Genomic DNA, 15,556 nt, shown 5'->3' with positions numbered 1-15,556 from the left:
TGTGGGGCAAGTCAAGGCGCAGATTCTCCGTGAAGGGCGGATGGGGATGGCCGTCCATCGGAACGGGGTAAAAGCCCAGCCCCGCCGTTCCATCCCGCAAGCAGTCATAATTGCCGGTGATGACCGAGCGGCCGAGTTGGGACGCCTACTTCATGCAGATCGCCCACCTTGTCAAAACCCGGGCGACTTGCCCCCGGCGCCAAGTCGGGGCGGTCATCGTCCGCGACCGCCGCATCCTCGCGACCGGCTACAACGGTGCCCCCCGGGGACTCAGCCATTGTCCGGAAGGCGGGCCGGATCACGATTGGCCGACCGGGTGCATGAGGGCCGGGCATTGCATCCGCAGCCTGCATGCGGAGCAAAACGCCCTGCTGCAAGCCGCCATGATCGGTGTCCCTTGCGATGGCGCGGGGATGTACGTGACGTGCCAGCCATGCAACACCTGCGCGAAAATGATCATCAATGCCGGCATTCGGCAGGTGATCTATGAAGGTGATTACCCGGACGATTTTTCTTTAGAGCTTTTCCGGGAATCGGGGTTGGAACTCTTCCGGTTTGATGGCCTGGGCCTGGAGAGGGTAGGGGCCGCCGGGTGAACGCCTTCTGGCACATGCTCTGCGACAGCCTCCCTAAGGGCGGGTTGGGGGGATTCGGCACCCCGCTGGCTACCGCTTTTATCGCAATGGCCGTTGTTTTAGTCACAACCCCCTTTGCCATGAAGTTGGCCCAAAAATTCGGCGCGATGGACGACCCCACCCGCGACGAACGGAGGGTGCACACGCAAGTCACGCCTCGGTGGGGCGGGTTGCCGGTTTGGTTGGGGATTGTTGTGGCATGGGCGGCCGTGTTGCCGTTTGCCTACCCGCAGGTTCCGGTTCCCCCTTATCTCATGTGTGTCTTTGTGGCCAGCCTGATCGTTTTGGCCATGGGTTTGATGGATGATGTCAAACCGCTTTCGGCCAAAGCCCAGCTTTTGATTTTGTTGGCTGCCGGATTCGGCGTGCAGGCGTTGGGGAGCGATGTCGGACGTGTGCATGTCGCCGGAGTCAACTTGGCCGGGCACTGGATCGATTTCGGGTGGTGGTCTTACCCACTGACCGCGGTCTACATCTTTGTGGTCTCAAAAACCATGGACACGATCGACGGCATCGACGGTTTGGCATCGGGGATCGCCACCATCAGTGCGGGAACGATCGGGGTGATCGGCGTGATCGAAGGCCAACCCCGTGTGGCCATTTTGGCGATGGCAGTCGCCGGCGCGTGCCTTGGATTTTTGCGATACAACTACAACCCGGCCAAAATATTCCTTGCCGGAGGCGCGCCGGTCGTCGGGTTCCTCTTGGCCAGTTTGAGCGTGGTCGGCACGATGAAAACGGCCGCCACCCTGGCGCTTGCGATCCCGATCTTTATTTTTGGAATCCCCTTGTTCGACGCGGGGTTCGTCGTGGTCCGGCGGCTGTTGAGCGGCAGCCCGATCTCTAGCCCGGATAAGCGGCATGTCCACCACACACTGCTCAAATTTGGATTCACGCAAAAGCAAGCCGTTTGGATCCTCTACCTGGCTGCCATCGCGCTCAGCGGGGTAATCCTGTTCCTTGTGAGGTCAAATGGCTAAGCCCAAAGTGCTCTTTGTCGTCGGCACCCGGCCCGATGCGATTAAAACCGCGCCCGTCGTTGTGGAATTCCAGCGGTACTCTGACCAGGTCGAGACGGTGCTGGTCAGCACGGGGCAACACCGCGAAATGCTCCAACAGGCCCTGGCCGCATTTGGCCTGAGACCCGACCACGACCTCGACGTGATGGCGCACGGCCAAACCCTTGCCGGCGTTACCCAAAAAGTCCTGGGGGGACTGGATGGGATCTTGGAAGCCGAGGCACCAAACCTGGTTTTTGCCCAAGGCGACACCACAACGACATTTGTTGCCGGATTGGCCAGCTTCTACCGGCAAATCCCGTTTGCCCATATCGAAGCCGGACTCCGCACTCCCGACATTTTTAACCCTTTCCCCGAAGAGTTCAACCGTCGCGCCGTGGGGTTGTTTGCCGCCCTCCACTTTCCGCCAACAACCTGGAGTGCCGAAAACCTGCTCCGAGAAGGCGTCCCGAGCTCCAAGATCTTTGTGACGGGGAACACGGGGATCGACGCCGTGCTCCACACCGCCAAAGCTGTCGACAAGGATTGGTATCCCGAATGGGAGGGCAGGGTGGTGCTCTTGACCACCCACCGCCGCGAAAACTGGGGTGAACCCCAGCTCCAAATCGCCCGGGCGGCCCGACGGTTGGTCGATCATTTCCCCGATCTCAAACTGGTTGTGGCGATGCACCGCAACCCGGTTGTGCGCAAAACCCTCACTTCGATTCTGGCGGGGCATGAGCGGATCGACCTGATCGAACCGCCCGACTACGCCGACTTTGTGAAACTGATGCAACGGGCACACCTGATCCTCACCGATTCCGGCGGAGTTCAAGAAGAAGCCCCGACATTTGGCATCCCGGTGCTCGTCTTGCGCACGACCACGGAGCGGCCAGAAGGAGTCGAGCGTGGCACGGCTAAGCTGGTGGGCACCGGGGAAGACGACGTGTACCTTGCGGCCGCTTTCCTCTTGGAAGATGGGGCGTCTTACCAGGAGATGGCACACGCGGTCTCCCCTTATGGCGACGGGCGGGCGGCGCAGAGGATCCGGTTTGCCGCCTTAAACCACCTGGGAATCGAAAGCCCGGCGGAGGAATCATGGGGATCTTAGAAGCGGTCGTCCTTGGCATTGTGCAGGGCCTTACCGAATTCCTGCCAATCAGCTCCAGCGGCCACCTGCTGCTCGTCCCCTCGCTGTTCGGGTGGGATGATGCGGGGAGCGGCTTCACCGCAGTCATCCAGTTGGGCACGCTGCTGGCCGTGCTGATCTACTTTTGGGGGGACATCGTTCAGGTCTTTAAGGGCTGGGTCGCCGGATTCCGCGATCCCGGCCACCGGGGCCATGATTGGAACTTGGGTTGGGGTGTCATTCTTGGAACCCTCCCCATCGCCGTGCTCGGCTTGTTGCTGGAGAAAAAAATCGACAAGGATTTCCGCACGGCGACGGTTGTTGCTGGTTCCCTGGTGGCTTTTGGGCTACTGATGGGTGTTGCGGACCACTTTGGGAAAAAGGATCGCGACCTTAAGAACTTCCGGGTCTTGGATGGCGTGCTGATGGGGCTTTGGCAGTGCCTGGCTTTGATCCCGGGTTCCAGCCGGAGCGGTTCCACAATCACCGGTGGGCTGTTCGGGGGCTTCGACCGGGCGACCGCCGCCCGGGTTTCATTTCTCCTCTCCATCCCCAGCGTCGCGGCAAGCGGGCTCTACAAACTTATCAAAGAAAAGGACAACCTGATGGTCGAAGGGGCGGTGCCGACCTTGGTGGCGACGGTCGTGTCTTTTGTAGTTGGGTGGGTAGCCATTTCTTGGCTGATGAAGCTGTTGCAGACGAAGTCGCTCTGGCCCTTTGCCATCTATCGGGTGGTGTTGGGGGTTGTGGTTCTCCTCACCGCCGCTTCTGCCATTTCGAGGTCATGAGGAGTGGGATTCTTCAAGAAGAAGTCGCCCAAGGTCTATCCCAAGAAACTCGTGGTCGGTCTTGGTAACCCGGGCCCCCAATATTCCCACACCCGGCACAACGTGGGGTTCGACATCATTGACCTTGTGGCAAAGAGACATGGCGTTAAAGTCAACACGGGCCGTCGCCAAGCCCTGATCGCGGAGGTCGAAATTCTTGGCGTGGCGGTCGCCTTGGTCAAACCGATGACATTCATGAACCTTAGCGGTCGCGCGGTGAAAGACCTGGCCGCGGCCTATGGGATCGGCCCCGCCGATATCCTTGTTGTGACCGACGACCTCGATTTGCCAACCGGCACCCTGAAAATGAAGCCCAAGGGCAGCAGCGGGGGCCACAACGGACACAAATCAATCATCGCTTCGCTGGGCACCGACGAATACCCCCGGATCAAGATCGGCATCGGGAAGTCGGGGGAAACAATCGACCATGTGCTTGGCCGGTTCGACCCAGATGAACGGGCCGCCGTCGAAAGGGTTTTCGAAACCGCGGCCAATGGCATCGAATCTTGGTTGAGTGACGGGCTTGAGCGCGCAATGAACTTGGTGAACCAGGTCTAAAATCGTCTCAATCCCGATGGCGACCAAGCTAGACGAGGAGCGTTTCGACCTTGCGGGGGGTGAATCGGTGGTTGGGGGCCAGCAACATCAGCGTGCTCTGAGAATCCCAAAGCGATTCCCCCCGGTTCAAAAAGAAGTGGTAGATGTGGTAGCCATCGTGCTTGTGGCACCACTGATGGTCGCCAGAACCTGTCCGGATGGCCACATGGTGACCCGCAGGGATATCAACATCCTGGTTGATGACAAAAACGCGTTGCAGGCCCGGCGGGTCAAGCAGTGAATCTTCGGCGACTAAGGCGTGACCCCGCAGGTTGACCCGCATGTTGCCTTGGTTTTGCAACAAAACGAACTCTTGACCGATGTTTTCGCTTGGCTGGACGCCGACAATCCGGATCATTCAATGCACCTGTTGTGAGGTAGTGACGAGGGGATGGACCCAAGAGATGCCCCCGATCCTGTACTTTTACCTGCTTTGTCGCTTGATGGTGCGGGTCTTTACGGTTCCCCCTCCAGGTTTTCAACGACTTTTTCCAACATCTTCTCCAAATCCGAAAGCTCTTGGCCTTGGAGCGAACGGGACATCCGCGATTCCAGTTCCCGGACGTGTTTCCCCACTTCGCCCATCCTTTTCTTGGCAGACGGCGTGAGGCGGAGGATCTTCTTGCGGCGGTCTCCAGGCGAAGGTTCTTGGAGTAGGTGACCAGAATCCACGTGGGCGTGGACGGACTCGCTGAGTGTGGCGGGGGCGACGCCAAGCCGTCGGGCCACCTCGGCTTGGGAGGCCCCGTCTCCGGCGGCCATAACCGTGGCAAGCAGTTGGAATGTCGTCCACCGCATGCCGGATTTCTTGAGTCGGGGCTCCAACCAGGATGATTGGAGTTCGTAGATCGTGGCGATGAGGGGCCCGATTTGGCTTTCCGGCACGGGCCCAGAGTACCGCTTTAGGTCGAGGGCAGGTTGCACTTTCAATTGGCCTTGGGGGGCAAGTCAAGGCCCGGCGTCCGGCTTAAGCGAGGATGTCGAGCACGGATTGGGTTGTTTCGTCCAGGGCGCGGAGCGATTTGGCCGCCACCTTGGTTTGGAGTTCGGCCATCTTCAGGTCGACGAACGATTCGGCGATGTCGCCCCCTTGGCTGATCTGGCCAGCCGCCCGCAGAGCCCTGTCTTGGGCATCGTTGAGGCTGCGGGCGAGCATTGAGAATGCGGGGCTGACCATCATTTTCTTTCCTCAGGCGGAGATGTCGAGGGCATTCATCACGGTGTTGGCTCGGGCTTCGGTTTTCTTTGCCTCGAAGTCCATCCGTTCTGCCACTTTTTCGGGCTGCTGGGCCGATTGCTGTGGCGCCTTTCCGCTTGCTTCCAGCATGGCGCGCTGAAGTTGAGCCTCAAGGCGCTTCAAACCGGCCAGGGTTGAATTCATTGCATAATTCGCGCTGACCATAGTTGAGAGCCTCCATAAGTTCTCTGAAGGTGATTTTCCGCACTCAAGGGCCTTAGCCTCCTGTGCAACATGCCAGATAGTGCGATTTTTGCACCAGCTGGAATGAGCCCAGCCTGGAACCAGCATCTTTTTGCATCGAATCCAAAACGCTGTTCCATTGCCGGCGGGCTTGGTTCCGCACAAATTGCACGGCCGAAACTTCGCGCCGGTTGGGGGTCGGCACGGGCTTGTCCAGCAACATCGGCCCCATCAATTGCCCAGTATTGGGCATGTCCTCCAGACCCAGCAGGTGGCCAAGCTCGTGGGCCGCCACCTCGCTGTACTGGGTGGTATCCAGCGGGACTTTTTCAAAGTGGGTCTGAATGTAAATGGTGCCCGAGACGATTGTTTCGTACCGGGAGTTGTTCCACCGGTATTCCTTTTTGAGTTCAATGAGCCCCAGGGCATCGTGGCCCGACCGGGGCACCTTGTCGACGAACTGGATCTTGACCTCGGCCGAGGCCGGATCGGAGACAAAACGGATTGGGTCATCGTTGCCCAGCGACTGTTCCCATGTGCGCAGGGCCCGGTCGAGACCTTCCTTGGCGGCCGCGTTAGGGGCCGGATACCGGGGATCCACGGCGACTTTGACCCCGCCTTGGTAGATGACGCCGTGCAACAAGGCCAACGAAAGTTGGTAGTCCCGTTTGGATTGGGCTTCCAAGGCGTCGTTCAAAGTCTCCACGACGTTCTTGTGGACTTCGGCGGGGACTTCGAGCGGCCGGTTAGGCCGTGCTTCCCAACCTGTTTGGGGGGAAAGCAGAAAGGCGAGGGCAAAGGGCAACAAGGCGGGCATGGAAAACAAACCTCACGGCATGTGTTCCGCACGCCTCGGTTGCGGCCTCCCGTATTTGGCAGGGGATTGTGCGATCCCGGTTTTTTCTACGGTTTGGGCGCGAGGTCACCAAACGGCAGCGGGCTAAACGCCAGCCGGTAGGTCAGGTCGTCCAGATACCGGGTGGCGAGGTCGGCGGGCAGTTGCCGGGATTTCGCCGGACGGTGTTGCGGGCTCCCCCACACAAATCCGGAATACCCGCCAAAACTGGGCACCAGGCACCAATAGAACCCCGATTGGCCAAACGCCGCTTCAAACTGGCCGAGCAAGGGCGCCGCCGAATAGGGACAAAAAACCGGGTTGTCGGCCTGGGTGGCAACAATCCCACCTTCGGTCAACGCATTCCGGCAATCGCGGTAGAACCCGCCCGTGAACAGTTGCTCGCTCAACGAACCGTCTTCTTCTTCGTAAACATCGGTCGCGTCGATGTAAATGGCATCGTACCGTTGTGGAGGGTTTTTGAGGAAGGCGAAGGCGTCTTCGTAGAATATCTGCACGCGAGGGTCATCGAACGCACCGTGGCTCAACCCGGGAAGGTGGTCGCGGCAGGTGGCGACCACCATATCGTCAATTTCCACCATGTGGATGGTTGAAAATGAATGGCGGCAAAGTTCCCGAAGCAATCCCCCGTCGCCCCCGCCGACGATCAGCGCGCTCTTTGGTGAGGCCATGCCAGAAAGGGGGATGTGGGCGAAGGATTCGTGATAGGCGTGCTCGTCGAATTCGGCCAGTTGCACATGGCCGTCCAAAAATAACATGTGCCCCAATTCAGTAGTCCGGTAGATGTCGATCTGCTGGAACGGGGAGCCGACGCTGGCCACATGGGCTTCCACGGCGACGGTCATTGTCAGCTTGTCGCTCCGGATCGGGTAGGTCAAAGTTTGCACGCCCTATTTCACCTGGATTTCTAAAGAATCCGCATAACATGGGCAGCGGGCCGAACGAACAGCGACCCCCATTGGGTCATACTTGGCGGAGATGAAGCCGCGATTGGTGATGTTCGACATGGCGGGCACAACCGTGTTCGACCGTGGGGGGATCGCCCGCGTTATGTCCGACTTCTTCAAGGAATATGGCTTTGAAATCCCGCCCGGCGCTTTCATCCCCTGGATGGGATCACCGCCGGAATTCGTCGTCAACCGCTCATTGCGCCGAGTAGGGGACGACCGCGCTGAAAACCCGGCTTTTGTGGCCGAGACCGTCGTCAAACTCGATGCCACGCTCAACGCCTATTTCGCGGACGAGGCGATCCCGGTTCCCGGGGCGATGTCTGTTTTTAGCGTCCTCAAACAGAACGGCATCTTCGTCGTGCTCGACACGTGCTTGAACCGGCATGTGGCCGACCACATTTTGGAAAAGCTGAAGTGGAAAGGCGGGATCATCGATTGGACGGTCGCCGGAAACGAAGTCAACAAACCCAAACCCAACCCGCAAATGGTGTTTGAAGCCATGAAACGTTTCGCCGTGGACAACCCCGCCCACGTGGCCAAGGTGGGCGACACCCCCAATGACCTGCTGATGGGCAACATCAGCGGATGCGGATGGGTTGTCGGGGTCACCGAAGGCACCCATTCGCGGGAAGCGCTGATGCCGTACCCCCACACCCACCTGGTGGCCAATATCAACCACCTTCCGGCGCTCTTGCTTGAGGATTAGCCCTACCAGCTGCCGCCGCCGCCGCCACCAAATCCTCCGCCGGAGAATCCTCCCCCACCGCTGAACCCAGATCCGCCCGACCAGCCCGAGGAGCCGCCGCCATGATATCCTGAGCTGGATGGGGGCCTCGTCATCGGGGCGAATTGGCTGTTCATCGAATCGTAACTGTGGTGGAAACTGGACGACCACAGATAGTAGTCAAACGGGCCGTTGTAACCCGATTCGCAAAAGCTCGGCAACCCTTGCACAACGCTGTTGCAGATCGTGGACCATTCGCGGGTCAGGCCGAAAGCCACGGCATAAGGAAGGTACTCCTCATATTTGGCTTGGTCAAGGTTTGTTTTGGTGAACCAATCGTTGTAGTGGGCCCGGCGCTTCATGGCTTCAAAAAAGGCGAGGCATTCCTTGTTTTTGACGGCCCCAAGCGCGGTCCGCGCCGGCATGATCACCATGAAAAACCCATAGACGGGGACGCACGCAAGAACCCCGAATATGACACTCATGATGGATGGCGCGAGACCGAGGTGGGACAAGAAGCCAGAGAAGAACCCGCCTGCCCAAAAGAGGACAAAGATCAACATGAATGGCAGCGCGGCCATCTGTCCGCGCACATCCTCGGGATGGATCCGGTAATAACCGCCACCAACGAGCCGGTCGCGGAGCTTTTTGGTGATCGAGTAGCCGGAAGCCCGAAGGTTGTCGATCATGTTCTCCAAGGTGGTGTAGGTTGTTCCTCCGGCAAAAACCCGGTCCAACAGGGTTCGCTCGAATTCGATGAGGTCAGACCCGACAGGTTTTCCGGTGCGGCGAACAGAAGTGGTTTCCGGGTCAAACCGTCCGTGGGGGTCATTGGAGACAAACTTGAGATACCCCTTGACGGCCAAGGACATGATCCCGGCGGTGATGTCGCGGCCATCGACCTTGTCGTCGATCAAGACCCCGGCAAAGGCCGGGTCAATTCCGGGCGGGGGGTCGAACCGCACCCCCGGAGGGCCAACTTTGGGGTCGCGGCCAATGAACAACCAGACAACCCCCAAAACTGCGGCCAACGGCAAGGGCAACAATAACCCCCAGTTGATGCGGAGGAAGTCGCCGAGATCCTCATACCAGGCGGGTTGACGGATCAACCCGGCCGGTACGGCGACGACGACCGAAACGGCCTGGCCTGGGTAAACCGGTTGCGATACGGTGCCGGAGACCATGCCTGGGGATTGGTCGAATCGGATGGATTTGCCGCCTTGCCCGGGTTCCACATAGGAAGTGCCCCCAAAATAGCCGACATAGAGCCGGGGTTTGATCGAACTGGCCTTTTCTGATGGATAGCTGAGCGTAAAGGTCGTCCGTTTGATGGCGGTCGGCCAGGATGGCCCGGCAATGTTCCAATAGATTTCCGACCGCGGCTCCCACGATTCATCGCCTTTGAACCAGTTGATGGCGCCCTTGACGGAATATTGGATGATATAGGTCTTTTTGGTGCCGGCGGGAAGCACGGTGTCAGCGTCGCCGATGCGAATCCGGACGTTGTTGAGGTTTTGCGTGACGAGCACACCTTCCCCGGGGACCTGGACGTTCTGGATCAACACTCGGCGTTGCGGACCGCCGCTAATTTCGTACCGATTGGGGATTTCACGGTAAATGCCGTGCTTTGATTCGGTGAACGTGACCGAGATCGTTTCATTAACTTCGATGACGGCGTTAGCCGTGGCTGTCATCCGGACGTCGTAGTTCTCGATCTCAAATCCATCATCGGCAAGCCCGAGGATCGGGGCCAACAGGAAGAACAGGAGGAACCAGAAACGAAAACGGGCCACGTCACCCATAGTGACGCGGCCCGGTTCCATTGCGTTGCCCCCTCTTTGCGGTGGGCCGGAGCCGGCGAGCGGCTTAGGCGTGCCGTTCGATCAGGTTTTTGATGTCGGCTTTGCTGCCGGCACCGACCATGCGGTCGACTTCCTTGCCGCCTTTGAACACGACGAGGGCAGGGATGCTCATGATGTCGTACTTCATGGCGAGGGCTTGATTTTCATCCACATCGACTTTGAAGACCTTGGCCCGGCCTTCCATCTCGGTGGCGACTTCTTCCACGCTCGGCGTGATGGCGATGCACGGCCGACACCAGGTGGCCCAGAAATCGACGAGGACGGGCACATCGGAATTGAGGACTTCGGTTTCGAACCGGCTAGCTTCGAGGGTCAGGTTTGCTCCCATAGTTCTTCCTAGATGCTGGGCGGGGGCGTTTCCCGCACGCCGTCCAGTCTACACTTGTATAAGAGTCAGGAAGAGCAGAAAGTTCTCGGGGGTCCCGGTCAGGCGGATTGGGGACAAGTGTGTAACCATTCTGCCCCTCTGCCACGTCGTAATGGGCGTACTCGGAAAGAGGGAGTTCCAGACCTGTGAAGAACGCACTTATCGGATTGGCAATGGCGGCACTGACCTTGGGGTCGGCTGCCGTCGTCATCGGCCAAAATTCGCCGCAACCCCACCGGGGCTCGGCAGAGAACAGCTTAATCGGCATCAGCCTTTATGACCCGGGCAGCAAGGTGATCAGCAAGTATGGGTCACCTGATGACATTCTGGCCCTCAACGTCGGCAGCAGCTCTGCGGCCGGTGGCGGGGCAGGCGACGGCGGCGGCGCGGGAACTCCGGGCACCGGCGTCGGCGGCCGGGGCGGGGCACCGCAAGGCGGCCAGCGCGGCCCGACGGGCGGCGAAGGCGCCGGCGGCAAATACAACACCCCGTTCGAATTGGTCGGCGACCCATTTGGCAACGGCCAAGAATGGCGGCAAGCCACTTTGGCCCCGCCTGACGATGGCGGCGGCGGAGATTCCGGCCGTGGCGGCGGAGCCTCGACCCCGAACACGGGTCCTGGCGGAACCGGCGGGCGCGGCGGCGGCGCAGCCAGCGGCGGCGGTGGCGGCAAAGTCATCTACACCCGCTGGGTCTACAAACGCAACGGCAGCCGATACGCTTTCGTCCTCGACAAGTTCAACCGCGTCATCCAAATCGAAGCGATCGGGCTCAAGAACAGCGCCGTGCGCACCAGGCGGGGCATCACCTTTGGGTCCAGCTTCTCCAGCCTGATCAAGGCCTACAATGCGCCGGACAGCTATGAAATCAACGGCGACAACCTCGTCGTCCGGTTCCTCGTCCGTGACCGGGTTGCCTTCCGCATGAACCGCTTGCAAAAAGACAAACCCCAAGTCGTGACCGGCGTTGTGGTCGCCGCGGGCAAGACCTAAGCTCAGCTTGGTCTGGAATTGATGGGCAGTGGCGGCTGATTTCGACCGGATCAAGGAAGAAATCCGCCGCCGCACCGATTTGGCCGATCTGGTCGGGCAACGGGTGTCGCTCAAAAAAACGGGCAGAGGCTTCACCGGCCTCTGCCCGTTCCATGACGACCGGAACCCGAGCTTCAACGTCAACCCGACCCTTGGGATCTACAAATGCTGGAGTTGCGGGGCAACCGGCGACGCGTTCAAGTGGGTCATGGAAACCCAACGGGTCGATTTCATGGATGCCATGCGCATCTTGGGCAAGGCCGCGGGGGTCGAAATCCCCCAATTCACCGGCAAACAGGATTCTGACGAGCCAGAGCAAATGGAAGCAGCGATGGCCGACGCCCTCGCCTTTTTCCGCGACCAGCTCAGAAGCGACACCCATGCCCAGGAATACCTCCGGTTACGGGGGATCGACAAAGAAACGGCAGACGCCTGGGAAATTGGCTATGGCCCCCCGGCCGGCGAAGCGCTTGCGTTGACCCTGAAGAAGAAGGGGCACAATCTCCCGCTTTGCCAGCAGCTGTTCTTGGTTGACCGGGACCAATCCGGTGGATACTACGACCGGTTCCGGGGCCGGATCATGTTCCCGATCCGCGACGAACGCGGACGTTTGGTGGCCTTCGGCGGACGTGTGACGGGCCAGGGCCAACCCAAATACATCAACAGCAGCGATACCCCGCTTTACAGCAAATCGCGCGTGCTTTACGGGATGAACCGCGCCAAAGAAGCCATCGCAAGAGCCGGCCAGGCCGTGCTTGTGGAGGGGTACCTGGACGTCATTGCCTGCCACCGGGCCGGGGTCGGACAAGCGGTGGCCAGCTTGGGGACAGCCCTGGCCGACGACCACGTGCGATTGCTGAAGCGGTGGTGCAGCCAAGTTGTGGTGCTTTACGATGCCGACGAGGCCGGCCAAAAGGCCGCCGACCGGGCATCCTTGCTTCTGGCCGAAGGTGGGCTTAGTGTCAAGGTCGCTCTGGCCCCCGCCGGTGAAGACCCGGACACTCTGCTGAAGCAGAAGGGTGCGGCGGCCGTGGTCGCGGCCGTCGAGCAGGGGGTCAGCCCCATGGATTTCCGCATGGGCCGGCTCAATGCCAAGCTCGATCCAGAATCGGATGCCTATTGGAAAGAGGTGGTGGAAATCTTGGCGACGGCCGAAACTCCGCTGGAACTCCAAAAACACCTGATCCCGGTGGCAGCCAAGTACCCGGGAATCCGCGACCGGCAGGCAGCCGCCAAGGCGCTGGAACGCATGGTGGCCAAGGCCAGGAACGACCGGAAGAGGAAAGACAACCCGCGTCAGGCCAAAATCCAGGCCGAAGAGGATGTTGAGCCGGTTGCTGTCGAAGAACAACTCAAGCCAGGCGACCTCGCGGGCCCGGAAAAGGTGGTGTTCCTTTCGCTGTTTGCCCCCGCCCTCGTTGCCGAAGCATGGAAATTTGCCTGTCATGCCCCGTTGATGAAAACCGCATTGGGAACGCGGGTGGCCCGGAGCCTGGAAGGGCTCGGCGCGGCCGCCCCCCGCGACGACCGGTGGCCCCATCAGATTCAGGATGCCGCCATCAGGACATTGCTGTTTGACTTGGCCATGCAGTCCGGCGAACCAATCGAACTCCCGATCCTGGAAGAAGCTGTCGACCGCCTGAGCCGCGATTTGGAAGCTCGGACTGCCCAATTGGAAGCCGAAGCGGCCCTCACCGCCGGGGCTGCAGATGACGAGGCATTGAGGAACATAAACGATAGGTTAAGAAGGTTAAAGGGCGGCAAATCCCCGCAAAATTCTTCTTGAATATACAAAGATTGTGGAGTATAACGCAAGAAGCCGGCGGTGTTTGTTCCGGCGGCGGACTGGATTCCATGGCATTCGTTCAACCTGGGTTGACCGGATCACCGGAGCGGTCAGATGGATTTGAATTAGAGCCAGGAGCGGCAACGCATGAACCGGTGTCCCGGGTCAAAGTCGATGACAGCCTCAAGCTGTGGTTGGCTACCGTGGGGCGTACGCCGTTGCTTACTTCAGAGCAGGAGACTGTCCTTGCCCGCAAAATGACCAGCGGTTGCTTGGAAAGCCGGAAGCGGCTGGTCGAATCCAATTACCGGCTAGTTGTCAACATCGCCAAAAAATTCACGGGCCGGGGGCTGTGCCTGGATGACTTGATCCAAGAAGGGAACATTGGGCTCATCAAGGCCGTGGAAAAGTTCGATGGCGCCAAAGGTTTCCGCTTCAGCACCTATGCCACCTGGTGGATCCGTCAAGCGATCAGCCGGGCCATCAGCGACCAATCCCGGCTGATTCGCGTGCCGGTTCATGTCGTCGAAGGAACCATGAGGCTGCGCCGGGTTGCCGCCCGGCTGCAGTTTGAGCTTGGACGGGAGCCGACGGCCGAGGAGATCGCCCAGAGGGCAGAGATCGAGGTCGAAAAAGTCAACGAATTTTTGCACCTGGTGCCCGACGCCCTCTCGCTTGAATCGCCTATTTCGGGCAGCGACGACGCCACTTTGCAGGATGTGATCCCCGATTCCCGCCATGGCAATTCCGATATTGACCAAACCCATTTGAAACAATCCATCGCCGAGGCCCTTTCCATCCTGGATGATCGGGAACGCGAAGTCCTCAGCCTGAGGTTTGGCCTCAGGGACGGATTGCAACTCACCTTGGAAGAGGTTGCCTCCCAACTTCAAATCACCAGGGAGCGGGTTCGGCAGATCGAGCAGCGGGGACTTAAAAAACTCAAGCGCAGCGAATGCCGCGCCTTACTCGCTTGAAAGGCCAAACGGGAAGTTGGAATCCCTTGGGCCGATATAGAAACCGGGCGAAAGATCCGTTCCCAAGTGGCGGGATTCATCGAAATGGCCGCCGTCCAGGTACCGGACTTCTGCACCCAATTCCCGGTTAATCAGGATGCCGGCCGCACAATCGTAGAGCGAGATCTGACCCGTGATCAGGGCCCGGTAACGCTGGGTGGCGACAAAGGTGCTTTCCACCACAAAAGCCCCGATATGCCGGAGTTTGCCGGGCGTTTGCCCCAAAAACCTAATCCGGCTGTCGGTGTTCCCCAAAAGCTCGGTTTCTTGGATGGGGCCGGGTGGGATCATCGGGAGTTTGACCCCGTTCCGCGTCGCGCCTTCGCCCTCTGTTGCCAGGTAGGTTTCGCCGAGGTCTGGCAGCAGAATCCCACCGGAGCGGATGCGGCCGCCCTGCAAATAGGCCGCGGTGATTCCCCAAAGGGGTTGCCCGTAGGCAAAATTCGAGGTCCCGTCTACCGGGTCGACCACCCAGTATCCGGCATCGCTCGGCGGGGTGTGGCCGAACTCTTCGCCATAAAAGCCGGCACCCGGAGTCAAATCCAAAAGTGCCGGTTTGAGGAACTGCTCAATGGCCCGGTCAACGTTGGTGACCAGGGAAGAATCGCGCTTTTGATCGATTTGGAGGCCAGTCCGGAGGTTGCTGGCAATCGCGGCCGCTTGATGGAGGAGGGGGGCAGTGGCTTCGGTCAGCGATCGGTAATTGGCCACGGGGACATTATGCCCTTTTGACCCGGAGGTGCCGGGCCCGTTGCACGGCCTGCGGGCTTGGGGTATATTATCGCTCTCCCGAGCGGGAATAGCTCAGTGGTAGAGCATCTCGTTGCCAACGAGAGGGTCGGGAGTTCGAATCTCCTTTCCCGCTCCAAAACAGTTTCCGGCCCCCTATTGGGGGCCGTTTTCATTTGATCTTTGCCAAGGCCGAATTCAAATCGGCCGATTTGAGAGAGCCCGTGTGCCGCCACAACACCTTGCCGTTGAGCACAAAGAACAGGCTGGGAACCTCTTTCACCTTCCACCGCTCCATTGCGGCGAAATCGGGATCCATCAAAACCGGATAGGCTGGTTGTTCGGCCTTTGCCCATTTGCGCAGGGCACCAAGGTCATCATCCACGCTCACTGCCAGGTAGGTGAACTTGGCTTCGGCTTGAGACTTGACGAACTTTTGGACTTCCGGATGGATGGCCCGGCACGTTGTGCACCAGGTTGCCCAGAACTCGACCAGATAGACGCGGTCTCGTTCCAGCCCTTCTTTGCGCCATGTCTTGCCTTGCAAGTCTTTCAAGTTGAGTTCGGGCATCGGGGCAGGGGTGGCCAGTTGGCCTTGGGCCAGGAGCACCAGAGCTGCGGCAACCATG

The 15,556-nt window shown here is 59.7% G+C and carries 19 protein-coding genes and 1 tRNA gene; 10 read left to right on the top strand and 10 right to left on the bottom strand.

Features of this window, described 5'->3' with window-relative positions; genetic code table 11:
• Positions 1-119 precede the first annotated feature (119 nt).
• From JNM28_00595 to JNM28_00575, 5 genes are read left to right on the top strand one after another with little or no spacing between them, the layout of a single operon-like run.
• On the top strand, positions 120-596 hold the full coding sequence (locus tag JNM28_00595) for a cytidine/deoxycytidylate deaminase family protein (GenBank protein ID MBL8066929.1): 477 nt from the start codon (positions 120-122) through the stop codon (positions 594-596).
• Positions 593-1,615 (top strand): undecaprenyl/decaprenyl-phosphate alpha-N-acetylglucosaminyl 1-phosphate transferase, encoded by a 1,023-nt coding sequence (locus JNM28_00590; GenBank protein ID MBL8066928.1) that lies wholly within the window; start codon positions 593-595, stop codon positions 1,613-1,615. The genes JNM28_00595 and JNM28_00590 overlap by 4 nt, the downstream gene beginning before the upstream one ends.
• On the top strand, positions 1,608-2,744 hold the full coding sequence (wecB, locus tag JNM28_00585; GenBank protein MBL8066927.1) for a UDP-N-acetylglucosamine 2-epimerase (non-hydrolyzing): 1,137 nt from the start codon (positions 1,608-1,610) through the stop codon (positions 2,742-2,744). The genes JNM28_00590 and wecB overlap by 8 nt, the downstream gene beginning before the upstream one ends.
• A complete protein-coding gene (locus tag JNM28_00580; protein ID MBL8066926.1) occupies positions 2,732-3,550 on the top strand; it encodes an undecaprenyl-diphosphate phosphatase in 819 nt (272 codons plus the stop codon). Before wecB ends, JNM28_00580 begins: the two co-directional genes overlap by 13 nt.
• Before the next feature lie 3 nt (positions 3,551-3,553).
• On the top strand, positions 3,554-4,147 hold the full coding sequence (locus JNM28_00575; GenBank protein MBL8066925.1) for an aminoacyl-tRNA hydrolase: 594 nt from the start codon (positions 3,554-3,556) through the stop codon (positions 4,145-4,147).
• Positions 4,148-4,175: 28 nt separating this feature from the next.
• On the opposite strand, the gene JNM28_00570 is transcribed toward JNM28_00575, so the two are convergent.
• From JNM28_00570 to JNM28_00545, 6 genes are all read right to left on the bottom strand, one after another.
• Positions 4,176-4,544, bottom strand: coding sequence for a hypothetical protein (locus JNM28_00570; protein MBL8066924.1), 369 nt, complete (start codon positions 4,542-4,544; stop codon positions 4,176-4,178).
• Between the two features lie 98 nt (positions 4,545-4,642).
• Complete coding sequence (locus JNM28_00565; GenBank protein ID MBL8066923.1) at positions 4,643-5,071, bottom strand: winged helix-turn-helix transcriptional regulator; 429 nt, start codon at positions 5,069-5,071, stop codon at positions 4,643-4,645.
• A gap of 82 nt (positions 5,072-5,153) precedes the next feature.
• Positions 5,154-5,366: a hypothetical protein gene (locus JNM28_00560; protein MBL8066922.1), complete on the bottom strand. Its 213-nt coding sequence runs from the start codon at positions 5,364-5,366 to the stop codon at positions 5,154-5,156.
• A gap of 9 nt (positions 5,367-5,375) precedes the next feature.
• Positions 5,376-5,567, bottom strand: coding sequence for a hypothetical protein (locus tag JNM28_00555; protein MBL8066921.1), 192 nt, complete (start codon positions 5,565-5,567; stop codon positions 5,376-5,378).
• Positions 5,568-5,640: 73 nt separating this feature from the next.
• A complete protein-coding gene (locus JNM28_00550; GenBank protein ID MBL8066920.1) occupies positions 5,641-6,423 on the bottom strand; it encodes a matrixin family metalloprotease in 783 nt (260 codons plus the stop codon).
• 86 nt (positions 6,424-6,509) lie between these two features.
• Complete coding sequence (locus JNM28_00545) at positions 6,510-7,349, bottom strand: polyamine aminopropyltransferase (protein ID MBL8066919.1); 840 nt, start codon at positions 7,347-7,349, stop codon at positions 6,510-6,512.
• 91 nt (positions 7,350-7,440) lie between these two features.
• Here JNM28_00545 and JNM28_00540 point away from each other — a divergent pair, with 91 nt between their 5' ends.
• A complete protein-coding gene (locus tag JNM28_00540) occupies positions 7,441-8,118 on the top strand; it encodes an HAD hydrolase-like protein (protein MBL8066918.1) in 678 nt (225 codons plus the stop codon).
• A 2-nt stretch (positions 8,119-8,120) separates the two neighbouring features.
• Here JNM28_00540 and JNM28_00535 read toward each other — a convergent pair whose 3' ends face one another.
• Both JNM28_00535 and trxA read right to left on the bottom strand, forming a co-directional pair.
• The gene (locus JNM28_00535) at positions 8,121-9,959 is read right to left on the bottom strand and encodes a DUF2207 domain-containing protein (GenBank protein ID MBL8066917.1); all 1,839 of its coding nucleotides are present in this window, start codon (positions 9,957-9,959) and stop codon (positions 8,121-8,123) included.
• 43 nt (positions 9,960-10,002) lie between these two features.
• Positions 10,003-10,326, bottom strand: coding sequence for a thioredoxin (trxA, locus tag JNM28_00530; GenBank protein ID MBL8066916.1), 324 nt, complete (start codon positions 10,324-10,326; stop codon positions 10,003-10,005).
• A gap of 185 nt (positions 10,327-10,511) precedes the next feature.
• Here trxA and JNM28_00525 point away from each other — a divergent pair, with 185 nt between their 5' ends.
• From JNM28_00525 to JNM28_00515, 3 genes are all read left to right on the top strand, one after another.
• A complete protein-coding gene (locus JNM28_00525; protein MBL8066915.1) occupies positions 10,512-11,357 on the top strand; it encodes a hypothetical protein in 846 nt (281 codons plus the stop codon).
• Positions 11,358-11,385: 28 nt separating this feature from the next.
• A complete protein-coding gene (gene dnaG, locus JNM28_00520; GenBank protein ID MBL8066914.1) occupies positions 11,386-13,182 on the top strand; it encodes a DNA primase in 1,797 nt (598 codons plus the stop codon).
• A 68-nt stretch (positions 13,183-13,250) separates the two neighbouring features.
• Positions 13,251-14,159, top strand: a complete 909-nt coding sequence (locus JNM28_00515; protein MBL8066913.1) for a sigma-70 family RNA polymerase sigma factor — start codon at positions 13,251-13,253, stop codon at positions 14,157-14,159.
• Here JNM28_00515 and JNM28_00510 read toward each other — a convergent pair.
• Positions 14,148-14,909 (bottom strand): inositol monophosphatase family protein, encoded by a 762-nt coding sequence (locus tag JNM28_00510; GenBank protein ID MBL8066912.1) that lies wholly within the window; start codon positions 14,907-14,909, stop codon positions 14,148-14,150. The two genes, JNM28_00515 and JNM28_00510, sit on opposite strands and share 12 nt — an antisense overlap.
• A gap of 82 nt (positions 14,910-14,991) precedes the next feature.
• Between JNM28_00510 and JNM28_00505 the strand changes: the two genes are divergently transcribed.
• A tRNA-Gly gene (locus JNM28_00505) sits at positions 14,992-15,066 on the top strand.
• 33 nt (positions 15,067-15,099) lie between these two features.
• Here the strand turns inward: JNM28_00505 and JNM28_00500 are convergent.
• Entirely contained in the window at positions 15,100-15,555 is a 456-nt protein-coding gene (locus JNM28_00500; protein MBL8066911.1) for a TlpA family protein disulfide reductase, read from the bottom strand.
• Position 15,556: the final 1 nt, after the last annotated feature.

Source organism: Armatimonadota bacterium, assembly GCA_016789105.1.
Taxonomy (GTDB): Bacteria; Armatimonadota; Fimbriimonadia; order Fimbriimonadales; family Fimbriimonadaceae; genus UphvI-Ar2.
The sequence above is the reverse complement of the archived record's forward strand: the minus strand, read 5'-3'. Positions and strand labels throughout refer to the sequence as shown.

Bases quoted from the DNA above. Each gene is read 5' to 3' on its own strand.
- JNM28_00595 (MBL8066929.1), top strand. From the start codon at position 120: ATGACCGAGCGGCCGAGTTGGGACGCCTACTTCATGCAGATCGCCCAC.
- wecB (MBL8066927.1), top strand. From the start codon at position 1,608: ATGGCTAAGCCCAAAGTGCTCTTTGTCGTCGGCACCCGGCCCGATGCG.
- JNM28_00580 (MBL8066926.1), top strand. From the start codon at position 2,732: ATGGGGATCTTAGAAGCGGTCGTCCTTGGCATTGTGCAGGGCCTTACC.
- JNM28_00570 (MBL8066924.1), bottom strand. From the start codon at position 4,544: ATGATCCGGATTGTCGGCGTCCAGCCAAGCGAAAACATCGGTCAAGAG.
- JNM28_00560 (MBL8066922.1), bottom strand. From the start codon at position 5,366: ATGATGGTCAGCCCCGCATTCTCAATGCTCGCCCGCAGCCTCAACGAT.
- JNM28_00555 (MBL8066921.1), bottom strand. From the start codon at position 5,567: ATGAATTCAACCCTGGCCGGTTTGAAGCGCCTTGAGGCTCAACTTCAG.
- JNM28_00550 (MBL8066920.1), bottom strand. From the start codon at position 6,423: ATGCCCGCCTTGTTGCCCTTTGCCCTCGCCTTTCTGCTTTCCCCCCAA.
- JNM28_00540 (MBL8066918.1), top strand. From the start codon at position 7,441: ATGAAGCCGCGATTGGTGATGTTCGACATGGCGGGCACAACCGTGTTC.
- JNM28_00535 (MBL8066917.1), bottom strand. From the start codon at position 9,959: ATGGAACCGGGCCGCGTCACTATGGGTGACGTGGCCCGTTTTCGTTTC.
- trxA (MBL8066916.1), bottom strand. From the start codon at position 10,326: ATGGGAGCAAACCTGACCCTCGAAGCTAGCCGGTTCGAAACCGAAGTC.
- JNM28_00515 (MBL8066913.1), top strand. From the start codon at position 13,251: ATGGCATTCGTTCAACCTGGGTTGACCGGATCACCGGAGCGGTCAGAT.
- JNM28_00500 (MBL8066911.1), bottom strand. From the start codon at position 15,555: ATGGTTGCCGCAGCTCTGGTGCTCCTGGCCCAAGGCCAACTGGCCACC.